Below are 23,737 nucleotides of genomic sequence, written 5' to 3' on the forward strand. Positions count from 1 at the left end.
ATGTCCGCAGATGCTCACACGATCCCCACGCCCCAGGCCACCTACGCGCAGCGCGTGGCCTTCGTTTCCGAGATCGCCGGGCGCCTGCACAGCTATGGCACCACGGCCCAGCGCCTGGAGACGGCGGTGGTGGCACTGGCCCGCCAGCTCGATCTGGATTGTGAACCGTGGTCGAATCCCACCGGTATCATCCTCAGCTTCAGCGACCCGGCGCAGGCCATCGGCTCCAGTGACATCACCCGCGTGATCCGCCTGGCGCCCGGTGAAAACGACCTGCACAAGCTCAGCGTTGCCGACCATATCGCCGAAGAAGTGTCCAACGGGCGGATGAGCATCGCCCAGGGCCACACCGCGCTGCGGCAGCTGGACAAGGATCCGGGCCGGCGCGGCAAGCTGCGCACGATCCTGTCGTTCACCCTGGGCGCGGCTGGCGTGGCCGGCATGTGGAAGCTGCCGTGGCTGGACATCGCCACCGCCGGTGTCATCGGCCTGATGATCGGCCTGCTCGGCATGGTTACCGACCGTCGCCCGGCCACCCGCGAAGCCGCCGAGGCACTGGCCGCGCTGCTGGCCGGCATGGTTGCCACTCTGGTGGCCTCCTTCATCGGCGCGCTCAACCTCAATACGGTGATCATCGCGTCGCTGGTGGTGCTGCTGCCCGGCATGTCGCTGACCAATGCGGTCAACGAACTGGCCAGCCAGCACTGGGTATCGGGCACCGCGCGCTTTGCCGGCGCGCTGACCACCATCATGAAGCTCAGCGTCGGCGCGATGATCGCGGTGACCCTGGCCGACGTGCTCGGACTGGACCCGGTGATACGGGCGGCGCGACCGCAGGGACCGTGGGTGGAGTGGGGTTCGCTGCTGACCGCGGCCTTTGCGTTCGCGATGCTGTTCAAGGCCAACCGCCGCGATTACCCGTGGGTGATCGCCGCCTCGGTGGCCGGCTATGCGATCTCCAAGTTCGGTGGCCACGCCTGGGGCGCGCCGGCCGGCATCTTCCTGTCGGCGATGCTGCTGACTGCCGGCGGCAATCTGTTCGGTCGCCTGGTCGGGCGTCCGGGCGCGATCATCCGCTTGCCCGGCATCATCATGATGGTGCCCGGCAGCACCAGCCTGCGCGGTGTGCTGACCCTGGTCCAGCAACAGGATGTCGGCGCCGGCCAGAGCGTGTTCCTCACCGTGCTCAACGTGGTGATGGCGCTGGTCGCCGGCCTGCTGTTCGGCAACCTGCTGATGCCCGCCCGCAAAACCCTGTGATGATGTCGGTGGGTGTGGACCTCGGTCCACACACCGGAGAATGAAAAACGCCGGCTTTCGCCGGCGTTTTTCATTCCAACCCGATCCGGCCTCAGGCCTTCTTGATCAGGAAATCTTCCGGCTTCTTGTTGCCCTTGGCGGTCAGTTCAGCCATCCAGCGCGGCTGCTTGCCACGGCCGGTCCAGGTTTCCTTCGGATTGGCCGGGTTGCGGTACTTCGGTGCCACCTTGCCCAGCTTGCGGCCGGCGCTCTTCGACGGCGCCTTGGCGGCCGGGGCGGCCTTGCGGGCACGCGTGGCCGGGGCGCTGCCGAACAGTTCTTCGATGGTGTAACCCTCGGTCTTGGCCAGCTTGGTCAGCTGGGCCCGGACCTTGGTGATCGGCCGGCGCTTGGCGACGATGGTCTGCTGCTTCTTGGCGGTACGGATCAGGGCGCCCAGCTCGCGTGCTGACAGGCCGGTCAGGTCAATGCTCATTTACGGTTACTCCGGAAACTAATGTGTGGACGGGACAAGCCAGTCCATGGCGTCGGCGGACAGAATAGAGATGAATTAATCACAGCACAAATGCAGGCGGGTCATGGCGTGGCGGCATGCAGACGCCGTCGCGGTGATTTTGACCGGATTATGTCCGCTGCAATATCGGGGAAGGCCGCGGCAGAAAAAAAAAGACCGGGGCAGGCCCCGGTCTTTTTGCCGATCAGCCCTGCAGGCGCTGCAGCAGGGAGGCCTTGTCCAGGCTTTCCGCTTCGCTGGCGCGGCGCGAGCGGTATTCGTAGGTGCCGGCGGCCAGGCCACGTTCGCTGACCACCACGCGATGCGGAATGCCGATCAGTTCCATGTCGGCGAACATCGCGCCGGGACGCAGGCCACGGTCGTCAAGCGCGGCGTCCAGGCCGGCGTCGCGCAGTTCCTGCAGCAGGCTGGCCGCGGCATCGGCCACGGCGGCGTCGCCCTTCGGATTGATCACGCACACCACCACCTGCCACGGCGCCATCGCGTCCGGCCAGATGATGCCGGCCTCGTCATGGTTCTGTTCGATCGCGGCAGCCACAACCCGCGAGATACCGATGCCGTAGCAGCCCATCGCCATCACCGCTGCCTTGCCGTTCTCGTCCAGCACGGTGGCGTCCAGCGCCTCGGCGTACTTGCGGCCGAGCTGGAACACATGGCCGACCTCGATGCCGCGGGCGATCTTCAGTTCGCCGCCGTCCACGGCACGATCGCCGGCACGCACGTTGCGGATGTCGGCCACTTCCGGCTCCGCCAGGTCGCGGCCCCAGTTGACGCCGGCCAGGTGGAAACCGGCCTCGTTGGCGCCAACGACGAAGTCGGACATCGCCGCCACTTCGCGATCGGCGACCACGCGGATGGCCTTGGCCGGGGCGACCGGGCCGAGGAAGCCCGGTACGCTGCCCAGGTACTCGGCGATCTCCGCTTCGCTGGCGAACCGCTGCTCGTCCAGGCCGGCGACCTTGGCCAGCTTGATCTCGTTGACTTCGTGGTCGCCACGCACCAGCACCAGCACGAACTGCTGGGCCTCGCCTTCGCCGGCGATCAGCGCCACCGACTTCACCGTGCGCTGCAGGTCGATGCCGAGCAGGGCAGCGACGTCCTCGCAGGTCTTCTGGGTGGGGGTATCCACCTTGCGCATCGCTTCGGTGGCGGCGGCACGCGGTGCCGGATCGGCGGCGATCGCCGCCTCCATGTTGGCCGCGTAGTCCGAGCCGGTGGAGAACACCAGCGCGTCCTCGCCCGAATCGGCGATCACGTGGAACTCCTGCGAGGCATCGCCGCCGATCGCGCCGGAGTCTGCCTGCACCATGCGGAAGTCCAGGCCGAGGCGGGTGAAGATGCGGCTGTAGGCCGACTTCATGTTCTCGTATTCGCGCACCAGGCACTCATCGTGCAGGTGGAACGAATAGGCGTCCTTCATCAGGAATTCGCGCGAACGCATCACGCCGAAGCGCGGGCGGATTTCGTCGCGGAACTTGGTCTGTACCTGGTAGAAATTCACCGGCAGCTGCTTGTAGCTGGACAGCTCGCTGCGCGCGAAGTCGCAGGCGGCTTCTTCGGCGGTCGGGCTGTAGCAGAACACCTGGTCCTTGCGGTCCTTGATCTTCAGCAGCTGCGGGCCGAACTTCTGCCAGCGGCCGGTCTGCTCCCACAGTTCCTTCGGCTGGATGGTCGGGATCTGGAATTCCACCGCACCGGCCCGGTCCATTTCCTCGCGCACGATGCGCTCGACCTTGCGCAGCACGCGCAGGCCCAGCGGCGACCAGGTGTACAGGCCCGATGCCAGCTTGCGGATCATGCCCGCGCGCAGCATCAGCCGATGGCTGGTCAGCTCGGCGTCGCTGGGGGTTTCCTTGGTGGTGTGCAGGTGGAACTGGGAGAGGCGCATCGTCGGCTTCGGATAACGGCAGAGACCTCTATTCTGCCAGCCCGGCCGGGGGGAGGGGTATCGGCAGGGCCGCGCCCTGCACCCGCGGTAGTGCCGGCCGCTGGCCGGCAACCTCAGAAGCAACAGCCGAAGCAACAGCGGGTCATGCGGCTCACGCCCCCGCAACCGGACCCGCCCCGCCCAACCCACAGAAAGCCCAGAGCCGGCTGTTGCCCTTGCTGTTGCCTCTGCGGGTGCAGGGCTGCAAGCCCTGCCGATACCCTCATTGTGCCGGGCAGTAAGCCTTGATGGCCGCCTCCGCCAATCCCCTCTGCGCGGTGTGCTGCTCCGGGGTCAACGGGGTATCGGCCTTGCCATCGCCATCGGTGTCCTGCATCACCTGGCCACCGCCGTCCAGCAGGGCCAGGTTGGCCCGGGCCGTGCTGCACTGCTCGGGGACCGGCGCGGCCGGGGCCTCGCTGCTGGCTGCGGCCTGCGGGGTGCGCGCTTGCTCGCGGGTCTCGTACTTCCGGCCCGCCGGCGGGGTCTCCGAGTACTGGGTCACGCCCCGGGCGTCCTTCCATTTGTAGACGGGACCGGCCACGGCGTTGGCACTGGCCAACAGCAGCAGGCATCCAAGGCAGGACAGGGCACGCATGGCAGACTCCACGAAATGGGCGCAGAACATCGATTGCAGCATTGGCGCCGACCGCTGGCAAGTCGATTAAACTGGATTCCATGGACCCGATCACACCGCCGCCGCGCTCGCGCACGATTTACCTGCTGCCCAACCTGTTCACCACCGCCGGCCTGTTCGCCGGCTTCTACGCGATCATCGCCGCGGCCAATGGGGATTTCGTCAACGCCAGCATCGCCGTGTTCGTGGCGGCGGTGATGGATGGCCTGGACGGGCGCGTGGCGCGCCTGACCGGCACCAGCAGCGAATTCGGCGTGCAGTACGACTCGCTGGCCGACCTGGTCAGCTTCGGCATGGCCCCGGCGCTGGTGATGTACCACTGGTCGCTGTCGTGGCTGAAGTTCGACGATCCGCTGCTCGGCCGCGTCGGCTGGGCCGTGGCCTTCCTGTATGCGGCCTGCGCGGCACTGCGCCTGGCCCGCTTCAATACCCAGGTGGCGGTGGTCGACAAACGCTGGTTCGTCGGCCTGGCCAGCCCGGCCGCAGCGGGCCTGATGATGTCCTTCGTCTGGGCCTTTGCCGATGGCAACCTGGGCTGGGATGGCAACCAGCTGCGCTATGTGGCGCTGGCGGTGACGATTATCGCTGCGCTGCTGATGGTCAGCCGCATCCGCTTCTGGAGCTTCAAGGGCGGCGGTGCCAAGGGCACCCGTTCGGACCGCGTGCCGTTCCTGGTGCTGGCACTGGTGCCGGTGGCCATCGCCATTGCGGTCATCGACCTGCCGCGCGTGCTGTTCGCGGTCGGCATCCTGTACGCCTTGTCCGGCCCGGTGATGTGGGCCGTCCAGCGCCTGCGCAAGAAAACCGAGGCGGCGTGAGCCAGGACCTGCCCGTGCTGTGGTCCCCGGCCCAGCAGGCCTGGCTGCAGGCCATGGGCTACACCGTCTATCACGACGGCCAGCTTGCGGCCGAGCTGGACGCCGCGCTGCAGTTGAGCGTGGCCGAAGCCGAGGCCAGCGTTGCCCCGCCACACCCGGTGCCGCCGCTGGAGACGGCGCGCGCACTGCCGGCCAGGCCGGCGCCCGCCACCGGCCAGCAACGCCCGGCACCGCCGCGCCGCGAAACGCCGGTCAGGGCGCCGGACACCGTGCCGGCCGCTGAGCGACCGTTGCCCAGCGGCACCGCGCGGGAACCGGTGGTGCGCCTGCCGGACCGTCTGCAGATCGCGCTGCTGCGCGCGTCCGGCTGCAACCCGAATGACCCGGCCACGCAGGCGCTGATGGACAGCTGGCCGCTGGACCAGCTGCGCCGCGATCCGGCGGCCAAGCGTGCGCTGTGGCCGCAGCTGCGAGCCCTGCGCAAGCGGGGAACGCCATGAGCGCGGTGACCCGGCCGGGTCCGGTCAGCCTGCGCGCGCTGCGCGAGAGCGACCTCAATGCCGTGATGGCGATCGAGCTGCGGGGCTATCCCTTCCCCTGGACCCGCGGCATCTTCATCGACTGCCTGCGCGCCGGCTATCCCGGCCTGGCGATGGAGCGCGATGGCCTGCTGGTCGGCTATGGCGTGCTCAGCATCGCCGCCGATGAAGCGCACGTGCTGAACATCTGCATCGATCCGCTGGCGCAGTCGCGCGGGCTGGGCCGCCAGCTGCTGCGCGCGCTGGTGCAGCTGGCCGCCGATCGCGGCGCACAGCGCGTGTTCCTGGAAGTGCGCCCATCCAATACGCCGGCACTGGCGCTGTACCACAGCGAAGGCTTCAACGAGATCGGCCGCCGCCCGCGCTACTACCCGGCTGCACAGGGCCGCGAGGATGCGGTGGTGATGGCCATCGAGCTGGTCGACGGCGACCTGCAGGCGATGCCGCCGCTGTAAAGGGGAGGGGTTGCCGGCCAGCGGCCGGCACTACCGATGCGTCGCTCACGCCAGGCGCAACGCCAGCACACCGCCGACGATGAGCACCGCTGCCAGCCAGCGCGCGCGGGGTATCCGTTCGCGCAGCAGGAACACCGAGATCAGCAGCGCGAACAGGATCGAGGATTCGCGCAGCGCCGAGACCATCGCCACCGGCACCTGCGTCATGGCCCACAGCGCCATCGCATAGGAGGCGGTGGTGCCGACGCCGCCGGCCAGCCCCAGCGGCCAATGCTGCCGTGCATAGTGCAGCACCGCGCTGCCGCGCGTGTACACCGCCCACAGCGGCAGCGGGATACCCGATAGCAGGAACAACCACAACGTGTAGCTGAGCGCGTTGCCGGACTGGCGTGCGCCGTGCGCGTCGACCAGCGTGTAGGTAGCGATCATCGCTGCGGTCAGCAGCGGCAGTCGCAGCTGGCCGCCCCGTGCACCCAGCGCCATGCACAGGATGCCGGTGCTTACCAGCACCACCCCGAGCCAGGCTGCTGCCGGCAGCGTCTCACCCAGCAGCGTGCCCGCCAGTGCGACCAGGATCGGCGCGCAGCCACGCATCAGCGGATAGGCCAGGCTCATGTCGACCTGCTGGTAACAGCGCGCGACCAATCCGTAGTAGTTCACCTGCAGCAGCACCGACGCGGCCAGCCAGGGCCAGCTGTGCGCGGCCGGGAACGGCAGCAGGGGCAGCGCAGCGGCGGACAGCAGTGCTGCGCTTCCGGTGACCAGCACCGTGCCGAGGAACTTGTCCGGCCCGCGTTTGACGATCGCGTTCCAGCTGGCATGCAGCGCCGCGGCAGCGAGGACCAGCAGGAAGATGGAAATCGGCATCCGGTGATGATGCCATGCGAGAGAAATGCAGAGTCGAGCCATGCTCGACTGCTGTCATGCGTCGAGCACCGCCCGACTCTACAGAAGGAAACGCCGGGCAGTGCCCGGCGTTTCCCTGCGACGGTTACAGCTTCGCGCGCTGCTCGCGCAGGCCGGCCAGCTGGGTGTTCCAGTCGACCAGGCGCACGCGTTCCTGCTCGACCACCGCCGGCGGCACCTTGTCGGTGAACCTGGCCAGCTTGGTCTCGCTCTTTTCCTGTTCGCCTTCCACGCGCTTGATTTCCTTGTCCAGGCGCGCACGCTCGGCATCAAGATCGACCAGGCCTTCCAGCGGTACCAGCAGCTTCAGCTCGCCCACGATCGCGGCCGCGGCCGGCGGCGCGCTTTCGCTCTCGGCCAGCCACTGGATGCTGTCCAGCTTCAGCAGGAACGACAGCGAGGCGCTGAAGCGTTCGATGCGCACGCGGTCCTGCGCCAGGCCGGCCTGCAGGCGCAGCGGCACCTGCCTGGACGGCGCGACGTTCAGTTCGCTGCGCACGCGACGCACCGCACTGATCACCGCCTTCAGCCATTCCACGTCGGCCTCGGCCTGGGCGAAATCGCCCTCGAACTCAGCGGCAGTGGGGTACGGGCGCAACGACAGCGTGGTTTCGGCCAGGCCCAGGCGCGGCGCCAGCTGCTGCCACAGCTGTTCGGTGATGAACGGCGTCAGCGGGTGCAGCAGGCGCAGCAGCGCTTCCAGCACGTACAGCAGGGTGTGGCGGGTGCTCTCGGCATCGGCGGCGTCGGCGCCGTTCAGCGCCGGCTTGCTCAGTTCCAGGAACCAGTCGCAGAACGCGTTCCAGGCGAATTCGTACAGGCACTGCGCCAGCAGGTCGAAACGATAGGCGGCGAAATGGCCCTGCGCTTCGGCGGTGGTGGCGGCCAGGCGCGCGAGGATCCAGCGCTCGGCATCGGTACGCGGCTTGGGAACGCCGGTGAACGCAGCACCTTCGGTGTTCATCAGCGCGAAGCGGCTGGCGTTCCACAGCTTGTTGCAGAAGTTCTTGTAGCCCTCGGCGCGGTTCATGTCGAACTTGATGTCGCGGCCGTGGGTGGCCAGCGCGGCGATGGTGAAGCGCAGCGCATCGGCACCGTGGGCCGCAATGCCGTCCGGGAATTCCCTGCGGGTGGCCTTCTCGATCTTCTCCACCATCTTCGGCTGCATCAGGCCGCCGGTGCGCTTGGCGACCAGGTCGTCGATGCTGATGCCGTCGATGATGTCCAGCGGGTCGAGCACGTTGCCCTTGCTCTTGGACATCTTCTGGCCCTGGCCGTCGCGGATCAGGCCGGTGAAGTAGACGTCCTTGAACGGGATCTTCCCGACCAGGTTGTCGGTGGCCATGATCATGCGCGCCACCCAGAAGAAGATGATGTCAAAGCCGGTGATCAGCACCGACGATGGCAGGTAGCGGTCGAAGCCGCGCTCGGCCATGGCCTGTTCGTTGGGCCAGCCCAGGGTGGAGAACGGCCACAGCTGCGAGGAGAACCAGGTCTCCAGCACGTCGCTTTCCTGGTTCAGCACCACCTCGCTGCCCAGGTTGTGCTTTGCCCGCACCTCCTCTTCACTGCGGCCGACGTAGCAGGTGCCGGTAGCGGCGTCGAACCACGCCGGAATGCGATGGCCCCACCACAGCTGGCGGCTGATGCACCAGTCCTGGATGTTGTTCATCCAGTGGCGGTAGGTGTTGATCCAGTTCGGCGGCACGAAGGCAATGCTTCCGTCCTCGACCAGTTCCAGGCCACGCCTGGCCAGCTCGTCCATCTTCACGAACCACTGGTCGGTCAGGTACGGCTCGATCACCTGGCCGGTACGGTCGCCGCGCGGCACCTGCAGCTTGTGTGCCTTGGTTTCGACCAGGATGCCCAGGTCTTCCAGTTCGGCCAGCACGGCCTTGCGCGCGTCATAACGGTCCAGGCCCCGGAAGCGTTCCGGCGCGTTCTCGTTCAGCGCCGCCACCGGGGTGAACAGGTTGATCATCGGCAGGCTGTGGCGCACGCCGACTTCATAGTCATTGAAATCATGGGCCGGAGTGACCTTGACCACGCCGGTGCCGAACGCGCGGTCCACGTACTCGTCGGCGATCACCGGCACGCGGCGGCCGGTCAGCGGCAGCACCACGCTCTTGCCGATCAGGTGCGCGTAGCGCGCGTCTTCCGGGTGCACCATCACCGCGGTATCGCCCAGCAGGGTTTCCGGGCGGGTGGTGGCGACCACCAGGTAGTCGCGGGTCTCGCGCAGGGTTTCCACGCCGTCGGCATCGCGCTCGACGTGCTCGTAGCTCAGGCCTTCATCGAGCGTGTAGGCGATCGACCACAGGAAGCCGTCTTCCTCGGCGCTCTCCACCTCCAGGTCGGAAATGGCGGTCTTCAGCACCGGGTCCCAGTTGACCAGGCGCTGGCCACGGTAGATCAGGCCCTGCTCGTACCAGCGCACGAACGCTTCATTGACCGCTGCCGACGGCTGCGGGTCCATGGTGAAAGTGCTGCGCGACCAGTCGGCGGAGGTGCCGAGGCGGCGCATCTGGCGCTCGATGGTGTCGCCGGACTGCTGCTTCCACTCCCAGACCTTGCCGATGAAGCCTTCGCGGCCCAGCGAGTCGCGGGTCTCGCCCTTGCCTTCCAGCGCCAGGTTGCGGCTGACCACCATTTCGGTGGCGATGCCGGCGTGGTCGGTACCGACCTGCCACAGCGTGTCGTAGCCGCGCATGCGGTGGTAGCGCACCAGCGCATCCATCAGGGTCTGCTGGAACGCGTGGCCCATGTGCAGCGTGCCGGTCACGTTCGGCGGCGGCAGCAGGATGGTGTACGGCTCGCCCGTGCCGGACGGCTTGAAGTGGCCGGCCTTCTCCCAGGCCTCGTAGAGGTCGGTCTCGAAGGACGTCGGGTCGTAGCTGGAGGCGAGTTGGGTCATGCGGGGGAACCAGGAGGTAATCGTTGAAGGATCAGGGCGCGGCGGCGGCCCATCAAGGGGGCCGGGGCGCGCTTACATGTCGTGCTTGTTCAGGTCGTAACCGGCCGCCTTGTACTGGCGCCAGCGCTCGCGCAGCGGTTCGCGCGCTTCCGGATCGGCCGGAACCACTTCCAGCACGCGCTCGCACTGGCCCAGCCAGGGCGCGTCGCGCAGGTTGATCACCAGCGGACGCGCCGGTGCCTCGGTGCCGGGCACGGCGATCAGCACCAGGGCTTCTTCCTCGTCCATGTCTTCCCCGGCGATCTGGTGCGGGATGTAGGCATCGTTGTCGAAGGCCCACAGCAGCTCGTCCAGCTCCTCGGCCTGGGCCTGGTCGCGGGCCAGCACCAGGGTGAACAGCCCGGCGTCGTTGGCCTTGCGCGCCAGTTCGCAGACCAGGCGCAGGGGCTCGGTCAGGAAGCGGGGCTTGGCGATCAGGTAGAAGTCGGCGCGGGGCATGGCAGGGTCCGGGTCAGGCAGGGGCCCGGCAGTGCCGGGCGAGGCCCCGGCCGGCGTCTGCCGGCCAGGGTCGGGTACGGCATCAGGCGCGGGGGACCTGGTCCAGCAGCCACTGGCTCAGCAGGCCGACCGGGCGGCCGGTGGCCATGCCGCGCTTGCCTTCATCGCTGGCCACGCCGGCGATGTCCAGGTGGGCCCAGCGCTGGCCTTCGGTGAAGCGCGACAGGAAGCAGCCGGCGGTGATCGCGCCGGCCCAGCGGCCGCCGATGTTGTAGACGTCGGCGAAGGTCGAATCCAGCATCGGCTGGTATTCGTCCCACAGCGGCAGGCGCCAGGCGCGGTCGAACACCTGCTCGCCGGCGGCCAGCAGCTCGCTGGCCAGGTCGTCGTGCTTGCTCATCAGGCCGGCGGTCTGGTGGCCCAGGGCGACCATGCAGGCACCGGTCAGGGTGGCGACGTCGACCAGCGCGGCCGGTTCGAAGCGCTGCGCATAGGTCAGTGCGTCGCACAGGATCAGGCGGCCTTCGGCGTCGGTGTTGCCGACTTCGATGGTCTTGCCCGACATCGAGGTGATCACGTCGGACGGACGGTAGGCGTTGCCGTCGATGGCGTTTTCCACCGCCGGCACCACCACCACCAGGTTCAGCGGCAGCTTGGCCTTGACCGCCGCGACGAAGGTGCCGATGACGTTGGCGCCACCGCACATGTCGTACTTCATCTCTTCGATGCCGCCCTGGGTCTTCAGGTTGACGCCACCGGTATCGAAGGTGATGCCCTTGCCGACCAGCACGTAGGGCTTGGCGTCGCCACCATTGTTCCACTTCAGCACGACCAGGCGCGGGCGGTTGGCCGAACCACGGGCTACCGCCAGCAGCGAGCCCATGCCCAGCGCTTCCATCTGGTGCTCGTCGAGGATCTCGGCTTCGGCACCGTCGTGCTCGCCGGCGAAGTTCACGCCGACCTCGGCCAGGTAGGCCGGGGTGCAGTAGTTCGGCGGCAGGTTGCCCAGTTCGCGGGCGAACTCGACACCGGCAGCGATCGCCTGGCCCTGGGCCAGCGCCTGGGCGTCGTCACCGGCAATGGCGAGCTGGGCCAGGCCGGCATCGTCGGCCTTCTTCTTGCCCAGGGTGGCGGTGTAGCGATACGCGGCGTGATCGGCGGCGATCACCGCCTGGCGGATCGCCCAGGCCGCATCGCGGTCCTTCACGGCCACTTCGGACAGGGTGAACAGCGCGCTGCGGGCGGCACCGGCCTTCAGCGCGCGCACCGCATCGCCCACGGCCTTCAGGTACTGCGGCACGCCGAAGCGGGCGGCGTCGCCCAGGCCGACCACCAGCACGCGCGGCGCGGTCACGCCCGGCAGGTCGTGCAGCAGGGTGGTCGCGCCGGTCTTGCCGGACAGGTCGCCACGCTGGGCCAGGGCGGCCAGGCGGCCACCGCTGGCGGCGTCCAGCGCCTGCGCGGCCGGGGTCAGGGTATGGTCGGCATACGCGCCGACCACCAGGCAATCAACGGTGGCGGCGGCCGGAGCAACGTGGTTCAGGGTGAATTCGAGGGCCATTGAGCAGATTCCATTGGCGAGTCCGTACAATCGCAGGCCGTTTACGCCCAGACAGTAGACTGGGCGGCACCGCGAACGAACCCCAGAGTTTAAACCACCGCCCCATGCTGAAGCTCGACCGATACCTGCTGGGCGATTTCGTCCAGAGTTTCCTGGCTACCCTGATCGTCCTGCTGGTGGTCAGCGTGGGCGGCGTGCTGGTGGACATCCTCGGCAACATCGCCGACGGGCGCCTGCCGGCCAAGCTGCTGTTCTCGCAGCTGGGCCTGCAGTTCATCGCCTACCTGCCGCTGATCCTGCCGCTGGCGCTGATGCTGGGCCTGCTGCTGGCCATTGCCCGCCTGTACCGCGACTCGGAGATGGCGGTCATCACCGCGATCGGGGTAGGCCCCAAGCGGCTGCTGCGGCCGCTGCTGATGCTGGTGGTGCCGGTGGTGCTGCTGGTCGGCGCCTGCTCGCTGTGGCTGGGCCCGTGGGCCGGCCGGGTGGCCGAGCAGATGATCATCGAGGCCAACCGCAGCGTGCTGATGGCCGGCCTGGAGCCGGGCCGTTTCACGCCGCTGCCCAACGGCGGCGTGGTCTACCTGTCCTCGATCTCGCCCGACGGCACCCAGCTGGGCAAGGTGTTCCTGCAGCGGCAGAAGGACGACCGCCTGGAAGTGGTGTCGGCCAACAGCGGCCGCATGTACTTCGAGGGCACCCGCCAGCGTTTCCTGGAGCTGGATGATGGCCACCAGGTGGAGGGGCCGGTGGCCGGGGCGCTCGATTACCGGCTGGCGACCTTTGCCCGCAACGACGTGGCCCTGCCCGACGGCGCGCAGACCCGCACCGAGGACGACCCGGAACTGATGCCCACCCTGCAGCTGATCGGCGATGCGCGCCCGCAGGCGCAGGCGCAGCTGCACCGCCGCCTGGCACCGCCGCTGATCGCGCTCGCCTTCGCCCTGCTGACCGTGCCGCTGGGCCGCAGTTCGCCGCGCCAGCAGCGTTATGGCCGCATGATGCTGGCCCTGATGGCCTACATGGTGGGTACCAACCTGATGTTCATCGGCAGTGGCTGGATCGCCAACGGCAAGATTCCGGCCGCGCTTGGTCTGTGGTGGTTGACGGTGCCGCTGCTGGCGCTGGCGATCTGGATGTATGTACGTGATGGCCGCCTGGGCCGCCCGAAGGGAGCCCGCGCATGAGGCTGCGCCCGATGCGTTTCGACCTCTACCTGGGTCGCTCGGTGTTCACCACGGTGCTGCTGACCTGGGCGGTGCTGGTCGGCCTGGACGTGGTGATGGCCTTCTCCGGCGAGTTCAAGGACATCGGCAAGAACGGCTATACGCTGGGCCATGCCGCTGCCTGGGTACTGTACACGGTGCCGCGCCGCGCCTACACGATGTTCCCGACCGCCGCGGTGATCGGTGCACTGATGGGCCTGGGCCAGCTGGCGGCGACCTCGGAGCTGACCGCCCTGCGTGCGCTGGGCCTGTCGCGCAAGCGCCTGAGCGTGTCGGTGGCGATCGCGCTGTCGCTGCTGACCGCGGTGATGGTGCTCAGCGCCGAGACGCTGGGCCCGTGGGGCCAGGACCGCGCCGACGCACTGAAGTCCAGCGCCAAGTGGGGCCGTGACATCTCCACCACCCGGTACTCGGGGCTGTGGGCGCGCGAAGGCGACACCTTCCTCAACGCCCAGAGCGGCGAAGAGCAGCTGGTGGGCGACAAGGGCACGCGGCTGATCCTGCGCGACGTGCGCCTGTACCGGATCGCCGAAGACGGCAACATCGCCTCGCTGACCCATGCGGCCACGGCCGAGCATGACAAGGACGGCTGGCTGCTGACCGGTGTGCGCCGCGATACTTTCGGCGAGCGCTCGGCCACCCGCCAGGAAGTGGCGCGTGAGCCGTGGAACTCGAAGCTGGATGCGGCGGCGCTGGCCACCGGCATCGCCAAGCCGCGCAATCTCAGCGTGGCCGAGCTGAGCACCAGCATCGCCTACCGCCAGCGCAACGGGCTGGATGCGCGTGATTTCGAGGATGTGTACTGGAGCCGCTGGTTCTACCCGGTGAACGTGCTGGCGCTGTGCCTGGCGGCGGTGCCGTTCGCGTTCGGGTCGCTGCGCAGTGGCGGCATGGGCAAGCGCCTGTTCCTGGGCATTCTGTTCGCGCTGGGCTTCTGGCTGCTGCAGCTGTTCTTCGGTCGTATGGCCGGCGCGCTGAAGTTCGATTACCGCATTGCCTATGCGCTGCCGCCGATCGTCATGCTGGCCGTGTCCGGACTGTTGTTCCGGCGCAAGTCGGGCTGACCCTCGTTGGTGTGGCGCCGAGCGCTGCGCTGGATCGGATTGAAGGGTGACGCATCACCGCTTGGGCATGCGCACCAGGCGGGTGCCGCTGGCGCGGTCGTGCCAGGTCAGGCGTTCGCGGTCGAGCCACGCCCACCAGAATCCCAGCCCGCCCAGCAGCAGTGACAGCGTGCCAATGGCGAAGCGCCGCCATAGCTGGCCGCGCCGCAACGGCGTGCCATCGCGCGATTGCACTTTCAGCCGCCACGGGCGCATGCCCAGCGTCTGCCCGCCGCGACGCCAGCTGGCAGTGGCGTACCAGCCGGTGATGACCCAGCAGGTCGCCCACAGCAGCCACTGCCAGGCACTGAAGGGCGCGATGTTCTCGCGCTGCGCGTGGCCGCTGAAGGTGTAGGCCAGGGTGAACAACGTGCCGGCCAGCATCCACAGCGCCAGCACCGGCAACGCGTCGTAGACCATTGCCAGCAGGCGCCACGGCAACAGTGCGCGCGGGCGGGGCAGTTCGCTGGCGGCTGCAGGGGCCGTGTCGGTGGCGGGGCGGGACATGCGCCGAGCATACGCAAAGCTGGCCGTGCCCGCAGTGGCCCTCGTATCCTGCACGCATGGCCCTTGTTTCCACCCCCGCCGAACGCCGCCAGCTGGTCCAGCAACTGCCCGAACTGCGCGCCGACGACAGCGCACGCATCCAGCGCTTCCTCGATGCGATCTGGGCCGAGAACGGCCTGGCCCGCGCCACCCTCGACAGCTACCGCCGCGATCTGGAAGGCCTGGCGCGCTGGATGGATGGACGTGACGGTGGCCTGGCCGGCATCGAGCGCCCGGGGTTGTTCGATTACCTGGCCTGGCGCACCCGCCATGGCTGGTCGCCGCGCAGCAATGCGCGGTTGTTGTCGGCGCTGCGGGCCTTCTTCGCCGATGGCGTGCGCCGTGGCGAACGCAGCGAGGATCCCAGCGCGCTGCTGGATCCGCCCAAGCTGCCACGCTTGCTGCCCAAGGCGCTGGCCGAAAGCCAGATCGATGCGCTGCTGGCGGCGCCGGACATCGACAGCCCGCTGGGGCTGCGCGACCGCGCCATGCTGGAGCTGATGTACGCCGCCGGCCTGCGCGTCAGCGAGCTGGTGCTGCTGCCGGCCACCGCGGTCAACCTGCGCCAGGGCGTGCTGCGGGTCACCGGCAAGGGCAGCAAGGAACGGCTGGTGCCGTTGGGCGAGGAATCGCAGCACTGGCTGGAGCGTTACCTGCAGCAGTCGCGCCCGCAGCTGGTCGGCAAGGGCAAGGTGCAGGCCCTGCCCGATGGGCAGACCCCGTTGTTCATCGAGCCGACCCTGCAGGCGCTGACCCGGCAGGCATTCTGGCACCTGGTCAAGCGCCACGCGCAGGTGGCTGGCATCGACCCGGCACGGATCAGTCCGCATGGGCTGCGGCACAGCTTCGCCACCCATCTGCTCAACCGGGGTGCCGACCTGCGCGCGCTGCAGATGCTGCTCGGGCACAGCTCGCTATCCACCACCCAGATCTACACCCTGGTGGCGCGCGAACACCTGCAGAAGCTGCATGCCCGCCATCATCCACGCGGCTGAGCGCGGGCCTGAATCGCTGCCCGGGCCCGTCCGTGGCAGCGCGGCCCGCTGCCGGCGGCTGTGTCAGAATCCGGGATCTTCTTCTGCTGCGGATCGTTCCATGCTCCGATTTGCCATCGCCGCCGTGTTCGGTGCGCTCAGCCTGACCGCCTGCGCCCAGCCGGCCCCGCCGGCCGCCAAGGCGCCCACCGCTGCGGCCAAGGCCAGCCCGGCCGCGAACGCGCCGGCCGACCAGGCGGTCCGTGCCGCGTTGACCGCGCTCAACCCGGGCTTCCAGGTCGATTACATCGGTGCCGCGCCGTTCCCGGGCTTCCGCGAAGTGGTGGTGTCCGGCCAGCTGCTGTATGTGTCCGATGATGGTCGCTACCTGTTCCAGTCGCAGCCCTACGACACCCGTGCCAAGGGCCCGGCCAACAGCGAAGGCCTGCTCGGCTACCGTCGCGGCCTGCTGGCCAAGGCCAACCACGGTGATCGCATCGTGTTCGCCGCGCCGAACGCGAAATACACCATCAGCGTGTTCACCGACATCGAGTGCGGATACTGCCGCAAGCTGCACCAGGACATCGCCGAGCTCAACCGCAACGGCATCACCGTCGAGTATCTCGCGTTCCCGCGCATGGGGCTGGGCAGCAAGGACTACACCGACATGATTTCGGTCTGGTGCGCAGCGGATCGTCGCCAGGCCCTGACCAACGCCAAGCGCGGTGGCAGCGTGCCGGCCAAGAACTGCACCAACCCGGTGGCGATGCAGTACGCGCTGGGCCAGCAGCTGGGCGTGAATGGCACGCCGGCGATCTTCGCGCCGGATGGCACCCAGCTGGGCGGTTACCTGCCGCCGGCACAGCTGCGTGCGGCGCTGGAAAAGCTGTCGGCCAAGCGCTGATCGGCGCTGCAGGCAGGAGGCCGGGGATGCGTGTATCGCATCCCCGGCTTTTTTTATTACTTCAGGCCATCACTGACCGCCTTGGTCAGCGTGCCCTGCGCATCGTCACCGCTGAACTCCCAGACGAACGCGCCGCCCAGGCCCTGGGTCTTCACGTAACCCATCTTGCGGGTGATGTTGGCCGGGGTGTCGAAGCTCCACAGCGTGCTGCCGTTGTAGATCCAGGTGGCGCCGGCGGTGTTGTCGGTGTAGCCCGGCCACGCCAGGTTCTTCAGCACCTTCCAGTCCTCGATGCCGGCCTCGTAGGTACCCGGAGCGGCGCCGCTCGCGGTCTGGTACAGGCCGTTGTTGGCATTGGCCACACCGGTCCAGCCACGCCCGTAGTAGCCGATGCCCAGGTTGAGCTTGGCGGCGGGCACGCCACGGCTGATGAAGGCCTCGATGGCGTCGTTGCTGTTGTACAGCTTCTGGTCGCCGGTGGACGGATCATTGGGCGAATCGAACAGCGCCGACTGGTGATTGGTCTTCGCATCCCACGCGCCGTGGAAGTCGTAGGTCATCACGTTTATGTAGTCCAGGTACGGGTGGTACGCGGCCGGATCGGTGACGCGGATCTTGTCGATGCCCGCACCCACCGCCACCGTCAGCAACAGGCCCGGACGCACTGCATCAAGCTGGCGGCGGAACTCGGCCATCAGCGCGGTGAAGTTGGCGTTGTCTTCCGGCTTGCCGCATTCGATGCCGCAGGCCACCGGGTATTCCCAGTCGATGTCGATGCCGTCGAACACGCCCAGTGCGGCACCGGCACCACCGGCACCGTCGGTCACCGGCAGGTTGCCCTTGATGTAGGCGTCGATGCACGAGGCGACGAACGCCTGGCGGTTTTCCGGGCGCGCCGCGCTGGAGAAGCCGCGCGACCAGGTCCAGCCGCCCAGCGAGATCAGTACCTTCAGGTTCGGATACTTGGCCTTGAGCTGCTTGAGCTGGTTCCAGTTGCCACGCAGCGGCTGGTCCCAGGTATCGGCACTGCCGCTGACACTCTCGGCGGCACTGAAGGCCTTGGTGTAGTCGGCGAAGGCATCGCCACCGGCACCGCTGTTCGGATCCGACGGCTGGGTGATGCCGACTTCGCAGCGGTTGTTGCGCACGTTGCCGAACGCGTAGTTGATGTGGGTCAGGCGCGCGGCCGAGCCGCTGCTGTCGATGTTCTTGACCCGGTAGTTGCGGCCGTAGATGCCCCACTGGGTGAAGTAGCCGATGACCCGCTTGCCGGTGGTGCCGCCGTCGCCGGCCAGCGTGGTGGCGCTGATCTCGGTGCCCTGCGCCGACGCGTTGCCGGCGTTGTCGCGGGCCCGTACGCGGTAGCGGTAGGTGGTGGATGCAGTCAGCCCGCCATCCACATAGCTGGCACTGGACGGTGAACCGACCAGGCTGCCGTTGCGGTACACGTCATAGCCGGCCAGGCCACTGCCGCCGGTGTTGTCGGTGGACGGACTCCAGCTGAGGGCGATGCTGTTGGCGGTACGGGTGCCGACCGCCAGCCCGCCCGGCACGCTCGGTGCGGTCGTGTCGCCACCGGCGGCGTTGACGGTGATGGTGATCGTCGCGGTGCTGGCGGTGGCGTTGTTGTTGTCGGTGGCGACCGCGCGCAGGGTGTGGCTGCCGGCGCTGGCATTGGCCCAGCTGGCCGCATACGGCGCACTGGTGGCCACGCCGAGCGTGCTGCCATCGCGGAAGAACTCGACCTTGGCGACGCTGCCGTCCGGATCACTGGCGGTGGCGGTCACGTTGACCGTGCTGCCGGCACTGAAAGTGGCACCGTTGGCCGGCGAGGTCAGGCTGACCACCGGCGGCTGGTTGACGCCGCCGCCATCGCAGGCGCCGAGGTTGGTGTAGTAGGGCGCACCGGCCGGATGGTCCGGCGGCGCGTTCCAGATGTCCTGGTTCGCCCGATAGAGGACGCCTCCTTTCTGCAGGGTGTCGCCGGCCCGGTAGATCTTGGCCTGGTCCCACTGCGCCACCCCGGCACAGCTGGCGGCCTGCGCCAGGCCGGGCAGGGCGGCGGTACCGGCGGCCAGGGCAAGCAGCCAGGCCAGGTGGCGGGGACGACAGCTTCGGGTCGAACGTTCGGCACTGCGCACAATCGGGTCGTACATGGGTGAGTCTCCGATCAAAGGGCGCGCGGGCCCCGATGGCGCCGCGCGTGACGCAGGTCCGGGCGTCGCCCGGGAAGGCGACGGAGGGGCCGGACGGAGGCACCTGGGAGGCCGGGGAGAGAGTCCGGCACCAGGTGGGGACAACGTTGTCATCAATTGCGTGGTCAATCCGTGAGCAAGCGCATGGTTCGGCGATTTGGGCGGAAAGCGGCGCTGGCGCGCAGTCGGCGGCCATCGGCGGAGCCCCCTCGTGGCTGGCTTGCCGCGAACAGCGGATTTCTGGGGGTTGGCCGGGCGGGTGGGCTCAGGCGGGGACGCCGTGAACCCGTCCATGGGGGCTTGGCCGCGGCATCCATGCCGCGGACACCCCGCCTGAGCCCACCCGCCCGGCCACGGACAGGTTCCTGCGCGGCCAGCCACGAAAGACAGAACAAAAAATCAAAGCAAAAGCCGGTCGCTGCGCTCTTCAATGCCTGATTTCTGACATTTCCTGGTTGCCGGCCAGCGGCCGGCACTACCGGGGAGCATCCACGCATGGCGTGGATCTACCGCAGATCGCCGAAATCTGTCGAAGGCGGGGTGGGTCCGGTGGCGGGGGTGTCCGCGGCATGGATGCCGCGGCCAAGCCCCCAGGGATGGGTTTACGGCGTCCCCCGCCACCGGACCCACCCCGCCATCCCACGGAAATCCTGCTTTTGCTTTGGCAGCTGCTGTTGCTGTTGCTGTTGCCCTGGCCTCGGCGGGTGCCGGGCGCCGCCCGGCCAAAGCCATCCCCCTGCTTCCGGTACAATGTCGGGCCCGTTTCCCAACTACGGTTCCCCGGACATGATGGTCCTCGAGGGCGCGCCCGCCCTGTCGCCGTTCCGCCGCGAACGTCTTGAATCCCGCCTGCAGTCCATCGCTCCCTCCCTGCGCATCAGCGGTGCCTGGCACGTCTACTTCGTGCAGCCCGAAGGCAGTGCCACCCCCGACCTGGCCACCCTGTGCCGCATCCTCGAAGCAGCGCCGCAGGGCGAGGCCGTGGCCGACGGCGCGGTCAGCCGCATCGTGGTGCCGCGCCTGGGCACGCTGTCACCGTGGTCGAGCAAGGCCACCGAACTGGTGCGCGGTGCCGGCCAGCCAGTGAGCCGGGTCGAGCGCGGCCTGCGCATCGACGTGCAGGGCTGGCCGGCCGATGCCGCCGCCCAGCAGGCGCTGGCCAAGGCGCTGCACGACCCGATGACGCAGTCGGTGCTGGAGACCGTGGAACAGGGTCAGGCGCTGTTCTCCGCGCCGGCGCGGGGTGAGCTGGAACGCGTGCCGGTGGACCAGCTGGAGGCCGCCAACCAGCGCCTCGGCCTGGCCATGGCCCAGGACGAGATCGACTACCTGCGCGAGCGTTTCACCGCGCTGGGCCGGTCGCCGTCGGACGTGGAACTGATGATGTTCGCGCAGGCCAACTCCGAGCACTGCCGGCACAAGATCTTCAACGCCAGCTGGACCATCGACGGCCAGGAACAGGACCGCTCGCTGTTCCGGATGATCAAGAACACCCACCAGCAGACCCCGCAGCACACGCTCAGCGCGTACAGCGACAACGCTGCGGTGATCGAAGGCCATCCGGCCTCGCGCTACCGTCCCGATCCGGCCAGTGGCGAATACCGCCGCGAGCCGCAGGTACCCAGCGCCTTCCAGATCAAGGTGGAAACGCACAACCATCCGACCGCGATCGCGCCGTTCCCCGGTGCCTCGACCGGTGCCGGTGGCGAGATCCGCGACGAGGGCGCGACCGGCCGTGGCGGCAAGCCGAAGGCGGGCCTGACCGGCTTCTCGGTCTCGCACCTGCGCATCCCCGAGCTGCCGCAGCCGTGGGAAGCGCCGCGCGCGCTGAACCCGCGCATGGCGCCGGCGCTGGAAATCATGACCGACGGCCCGCTCGGCGGCGCCGCGTTCAACAACGAGTTCGGCCGCCCCAACCTGCTCGGCTACTTCCGCAGCTTCGAATTGCCCGAAGGCGCCGATCTGGTGCGCGCGTACGACAAGCCGATCATGCTGGCCGGTGGCCTCGGCGCGATCGACCGCATCCAGGTCGACAAGATCCCGCTGCAGGCCGGTGATGCGGTCATCGTGCTCGGCGGGCCGGCGATGCTGATCGGCCTGGGCGGCGGTGCCGCCAGTTCGGTGGCCTCCGGTGAAAGCGCCGAGGACCTGGACTTCGCCAGCGTGCAGCGCGACAACCCGGAAATGGAGCGCCGCTGCCAGGAGGTCATCGACCGCTGCGTGGCGATGGGCGCCAACAACCCGATCAAGTTCTTCCACGACGTCGGCGCCGGTGGCCTGTCCAACGCCATCCCCGAACTGCTGCACGACTCGAACGTCGGCGGTGTCATCGACCTGGGCAAGGTGCCCACCGATGATCCGTCGCTGTCGCCGATGCAGCTGTGGTGCAACGAGTCGCAGGAACGCTACGTGCTGGGCGTGGCCCAGGAACGCCTGGCCGAGTTCGCCGCGCTGTGCGCCCGCGAACGCTGCCCCTTCGCGGCCGTCGGCGTGGCCACCGCTGAAGAGCATCTGGTGGTGGCCTACGGCGCCGTGCCGGGCCACACCCCGGCCGATGCACCGATCGACCTGCCGATGGACGTGCTGTTCGGCAAGCCGCCGAAGATGCATCGCGATACCGTGCATCCGCCGGCACCGCGCTGGCCGGCGCTGAAGACCGGCGGCCTGGACCTGCATGAGGCCGGCCTGCGCGTGCTGGCGCACCCGACCGTGGCCTCGAAGAATTTCCTGGTCACCATCGGTGACCGCAGCGTCGGCGGCCTGACCGCGCGCGAACAGATGGTCGGCCCGTGGCAGCTGCCGGTGGCCGACGTGGCGATCACCCTGGCCGACTTCGACGGCGTGGCCGGTGAGGCGATGTCGATCGGCGAGCGCACCCCGCTGGCCCTGCTCGATGCGGCGGCTTCGGCACGCATGGCGGTGGGCGAAGCGCTGACCAACCTGTGCGCGGCCCCGGTCGATGCGCTGGATGAGATCAAGCTGTCGGCGAACTGGATGGCCGCGGCCGGCCACCCGGGCGAAGACGCGCTGCTGTACGACGCGGTGAAGGCGGTGGGCATGGAACTGTGCCCGCAGCTGGACATCAGCATCCCGGTGGGCAAGGACTCGCTGTCGATGCAGGCGCAGTGGCACGACCAGGGCGAAGCGCACAAGAGCGTGTCGCCGGTGTCGCTGGTGATCTCGGCGTTCGCGCCGGTGTCCGATGTGCGCCAGCAGCTGACCCCGCTGCTCGACCGCGACGTGGAAAGCGAGCTGTGGCTGATCGGCCTGGGGGCCGGCAAGCAGCGCCTGGGCGGCTCGATCCTGGCCCAGGTACACGCCGACCATGGCGACCTGCCGGCCTTCGCCGGTGCCGCCCCGGACCTGGACGACCCGCAGCGCCTGCGGGGTTTCTTCGAGCTGATCCGCGATGCGCGCCAGGCCGGCCTGCTGCTGGCCTACCACGACCGCAGCGACGGTGGTGCCTTCGCCGCGCTGTGCGAAATGGCCTTCACCTCGCGGATGGGCCTGGACATCACCCTCGATGCGTGGGGCGATGATCCGTTCCGCAGCCTGTTCAACGAGGAACTGGGTGCGGTGGTGCAGATCGCACGCGAAGACCGCGCCGCGTTCGCTGACCTGGTCGAGCGCCATGCACTGACCGAATGCGCACAGCGCATCGCCAAACCGACCACCGCACCGGTGGTGCGTGTGTCGCTGGGCGGTGGCAACCTGGCCGAATGGCGCTGGGAAGCGCTGTTCGACGCTTGGTGGTCGGTCACTCACGCGATGCAGAAGCGCCGCGACAATCCGGCCAATGCCGACGCCGAGCGCGAGGTGGCACGTGCCTTCAGCGCACCGGGCCTGAAGCCGAAGCTCAGCTTTGATCTCAACGAAGATGTCGCAGCACCGTTCATCAGCACCGGTGCGCGTCCACGCGTGGCGGTGCTGCGCGAGCAGGGCGTCAACGGCCAGATTGAAATGGCCAACGCCTTCGAACGTGCCGGCTTCCGTGCCTTCGACGTGCACATGAGCGACCTGATCGAAGGCCGCGTGGCGCTGCAGGAGTTCACCGGCCTGGTCGCCTGTGGTGGCTTCAGCTATGGCGATGTGCTCGGTGCCGGCCGTGGCTGGGCCACCTCGATCCTGGAGCGCAGTGCGCTGCGTGATGCCTTCGCCGCGTTCTTCGCGCGCGAAGACAGCTTCGCGCTGGGCGTGTGCAACGGCTGCCAGATGATGAGCCAGCTCAAGGGCATCATTCCGGGTGCCGAGCACTGGCCGCAGTTCCGCCGCAATGCCAGCGAGCAGTTCGAAGCCCGTACCGCGCTGCTGGAAGTGGTGGAGTCGCCGTCGATCCTGCTGCGTGGCATGGCCGGCTCGCGCCTGCCGGTGGCGGTGGCGCATGGTGAAGGCCAGGCGGTGTTCGACACGGCCGTCGACCAGGCCGCGGCCCGCGTCTCGCTGCGCTACATCGATGGCCATGGCAACGTTGCCAGCCAGTATCCGCTGAATCCGAACGGTTCGCCGGACGGCATCACCGGCCTCACCAGCAGCGACGGTCGCGTCACCATCATGATGCCGCACCCGGAGCGCACCCCGCGCGCGCTCAACCTGAGCTGGGCGCCCGCCGAATGGCAGGGGGATTCGCCGTGGATGCGCATGTTCCGCAATGCACGGGTGTGGTGCGGCTGATCGCTTCATTCCGCGCAGGGCGCAATGCCATCGCGTATGGAAAAACCCGCTGCATTGCCAGCGGGTTTTTCTTTGCGTGTGTGAAACTC

The 23,737-nt window shown here is 68.5% G+C and carries 18 protein-coding genes; 9 read left to right on the plus strand and 9 right to left on the minus strand.

Translation table 11 applies throughout. The features are described from left to right. Positions 1–1,260, plus strand: coding sequence for a threonine/serine exporter family protein (locus AC5P9I_RS06075; RefSeq protein WP_046428410.1), 1,260 nt, complete (start codon positions 1–3; stop codon positions 1,258–1,260). A 91-nt stretch (positions 1,261–1,351) separates the two neighbouring features. Here the strand turns inward: AC5P9I_RS06075 and AC5P9I_RS06080 are convergent, their stop codons facing one another. The 3 genes from AC5P9I_RS06080 to AC5P9I_RS06090 all read right to left on the minus strand — a co-directional run bounded on the left by AC5P9I_RS06080 (position 1,352) and on the right by AC5P9I_RS06090 (position 4,299). After that, entirely contained in the window at positions 1,352–1,735 is a 384-nt protein-coding gene (locus AC5P9I_RS06080) for an H-NS histone family protein (protein WP_049465304.1), read from the minus strand. A 223-nt stretch (positions 1,736–1,958) separates the two neighbouring features. Then, entirely contained in the window at positions 1,959–3,662 is a 1,704-nt protein-coding gene (locus tag AC5P9I_RS06085) for a proline--tRNA ligase (protein WP_049465303.1), read from the minus strand. A gap of 262 nt (positions 3,663–3,924) precedes the next feature. Further along, on the minus strand, positions 3,925–4,299 hold the full coding sequence (locus AC5P9I_RS06090; protein ID WP_049465130.1) for a DUF4124 domain-containing protein: 375 nt from the start codon (positions 4,297–4,299) through the stop codon (positions 3,925–3,927). 80 nt (positions 4,300–4,379) lie between these two features. On the opposite strand from AC5P9I_RS06090, the gene pssA reads away from it, so the two are divergent. From pssA to rimI, 3 genes are read left to right on the plus strand one after another with little or no spacing between them, the layout of a single operon-like run. Next, the gene (pssA, locus tag AC5P9I_RS06095) at positions 4,380–5,156 is read left to right on the plus strand and encodes a CDP-diacylglycerol--serine O-phosphatidyltransferase (protein ID WP_049465105.1); all 777 of its coding nucleotides are present in this window, start codon (positions 4,380–4,382) and stop codon (positions 5,154–5,156) included. Next, complete coding sequence (locus AC5P9I_RS06100) at positions 5,153–5,656, plus strand: flagellar biosynthesis protein FlhF (protein ID WP_049465107.1); 504 nt, start codon at positions 5,153–5,155, stop codon at positions 5,654–5,656. Before pssA ends, AC5P9I_RS06100 begins: the two co-directional genes overlap by 4 nt. Beyond that, positions 5,653–6,150, plus strand: coding sequence for a ribosomal protein S18-alanine N-acetyltransferase (rimI, locus tag AC5P9I_RS06105; protein WP_049465109.1), 498 nt, complete (start codon positions 5,653–5,655; stop codon positions 6,148–6,150). The genes AC5P9I_RS06100 and rimI overlap by 4 nt, the downstream gene beginning before the upstream one ends. 45 nt (positions 6,151–6,195) lie before the next feature. Here rimI and AC5P9I_RS06110 read toward each other — a convergent pair whose 3' ends face one another. The 4 genes from AC5P9I_RS06110 to AC5P9I_RS06125 form a co-directional block, all read right to left on the minus strand. Beyond that, a complete protein-coding gene (locus tag AC5P9I_RS06110; protein WP_049465111.1) occupies positions 6,196–7,017 on the minus strand; it encodes an EamA family transporter in 822 nt (273 codons plus the stop codon). A gap of 124 nt (positions 7,018–7,141) precedes the next feature. Next, on the minus strand, positions 7,142–9,970 hold the full coding sequence (locus AC5P9I_RS06115; protein WP_049465114.1) for a valine--tRNA ligase: 2,829 nt from the start codon (positions 9,968–9,970) through the stop codon (positions 7,142–7,144). Between the two features lie 72 nt (positions 9,971–10,042). Continuing rightward, complete coding sequence (locus tag AC5P9I_RS06120; protein ID WP_049418512.1) at positions 10,043–10,468, minus strand: DNA polymerase III subunit chi; 426 nt, start codon at positions 10,466–10,468, stop codon at positions 10,043–10,045. 82 nt (positions 10,469–10,550) lie between these two features. Beyond that, complete coding sequence (locus AC5P9I_RS06125; protein ID WP_049465117.1) at positions 10,551–12,029, minus strand: leucyl aminopeptidase; 1,479 nt, start codon at positions 12,027–12,029, stop codon at positions 10,551–10,553. A gap of 104 nt (positions 12,030–12,133) precedes the next feature. Here AC5P9I_RS06125 and lptF point away from each other — a divergent pair, with 104 nt between their 5' ends. After that, the gene (gene lptF, locus AC5P9I_RS06130; protein ID WP_049465119.1) at positions 12,134–13,216 is read left to right on the plus strand and encodes an LPS export ABC transporter permease LptF; all 1,083 of its coding nucleotides are present in this window, start codon (positions 12,134–12,136) and stop codon (positions 13,214–13,216) included. Beyond that, positions 13,213–14,319: an LPS export ABC transporter permease LptG gene (lptG, locus tag AC5P9I_RS06135; RefSeq protein WP_049465121.1), complete on the plus strand. Its 1,107-nt coding sequence runs from the start codon at positions 13,213–13,215 to the stop codon at positions 14,317–14,319. Before lptF ends, lptG begins: the two co-directional genes overlap by 4 nt. A 54-nt stretch (positions 14,320–14,373) precedes the next feature. Here the strand turns inward: lptG and AC5P9I_RS06140 are convergent, their stop codons facing one another. Beyond that, on the minus strand, positions 14,374–14,865 hold the full coding sequence (locus AC5P9I_RS06140; protein ID WP_049465123.1) for an RDD family protein: 492 nt from the start codon (positions 14,863–14,865) through the stop codon (positions 14,374–14,376). Positions 14,866–14,921: 56 nt separating this feature from the next. Between AC5P9I_RS06140 and xerD the strand changes: the two genes are divergently transcribed. Both xerD and AC5P9I_RS06150 read left to right on the plus strand, forming a co-directional pair. Then, the gene (xerD, locus tag AC5P9I_RS06145; protein ID WP_049465125.1) at positions 14,922–15,899 is read left to right on the plus strand and encodes a site-specific tyrosine recombinase XerD; all 978 of its coding nucleotides are present in this window, start codon (positions 14,922–14,924) and stop codon (positions 15,897–15,899) included. A 100-nt stretch (positions 15,900–15,999) separates the two neighbouring features. Beyond that, positions 16,000–16,782, plus strand: a complete 783-nt coding sequence (locus tag AC5P9I_RS06150) for a thioredoxin fold domain-containing protein (protein WP_049465127.1) — start codon at positions 16,000–16,002, stop codon at positions 16,780–16,782. Between the two features lie 56 nt (positions 16,783–16,838). On the opposite strand, the gene AC5P9I_RS06155 is transcribed toward AC5P9I_RS06150, so the two are convergent. Beyond that, complete coding sequence (locus tag AC5P9I_RS06155; protein WP_049465129.1) at positions 16,839–18,938, minus strand: glycosyl hydrolase family 18 protein; 2,100 nt, start codon at positions 18,936–18,938, stop codon at positions 16,839–16,841. Between the two features lie 825 nt (positions 18,939–19,763). Between AC5P9I_RS06155 and purL the strand changes: the two genes are divergently transcribed. Continuing rightward, the gene (gene purL, locus AC5P9I_RS06160; protein ID WP_088475822.1) at positions 19,764–23,648 is read left to right on the plus strand and encodes a phosphoribosylformylglycinamidine synthase; all 3,885 of its coding nucleotides are present in this window, start codon (positions 19,764–19,766) and stop codon (positions 23,646–23,648) included. The last annotated feature ends 89 nt before the right edge of the window (positions 23,649–23,737 follow it).

It is taken from the genome of Stenotrophomonas sp. YJH_SMC_29 (assembly GCF_059371235.1).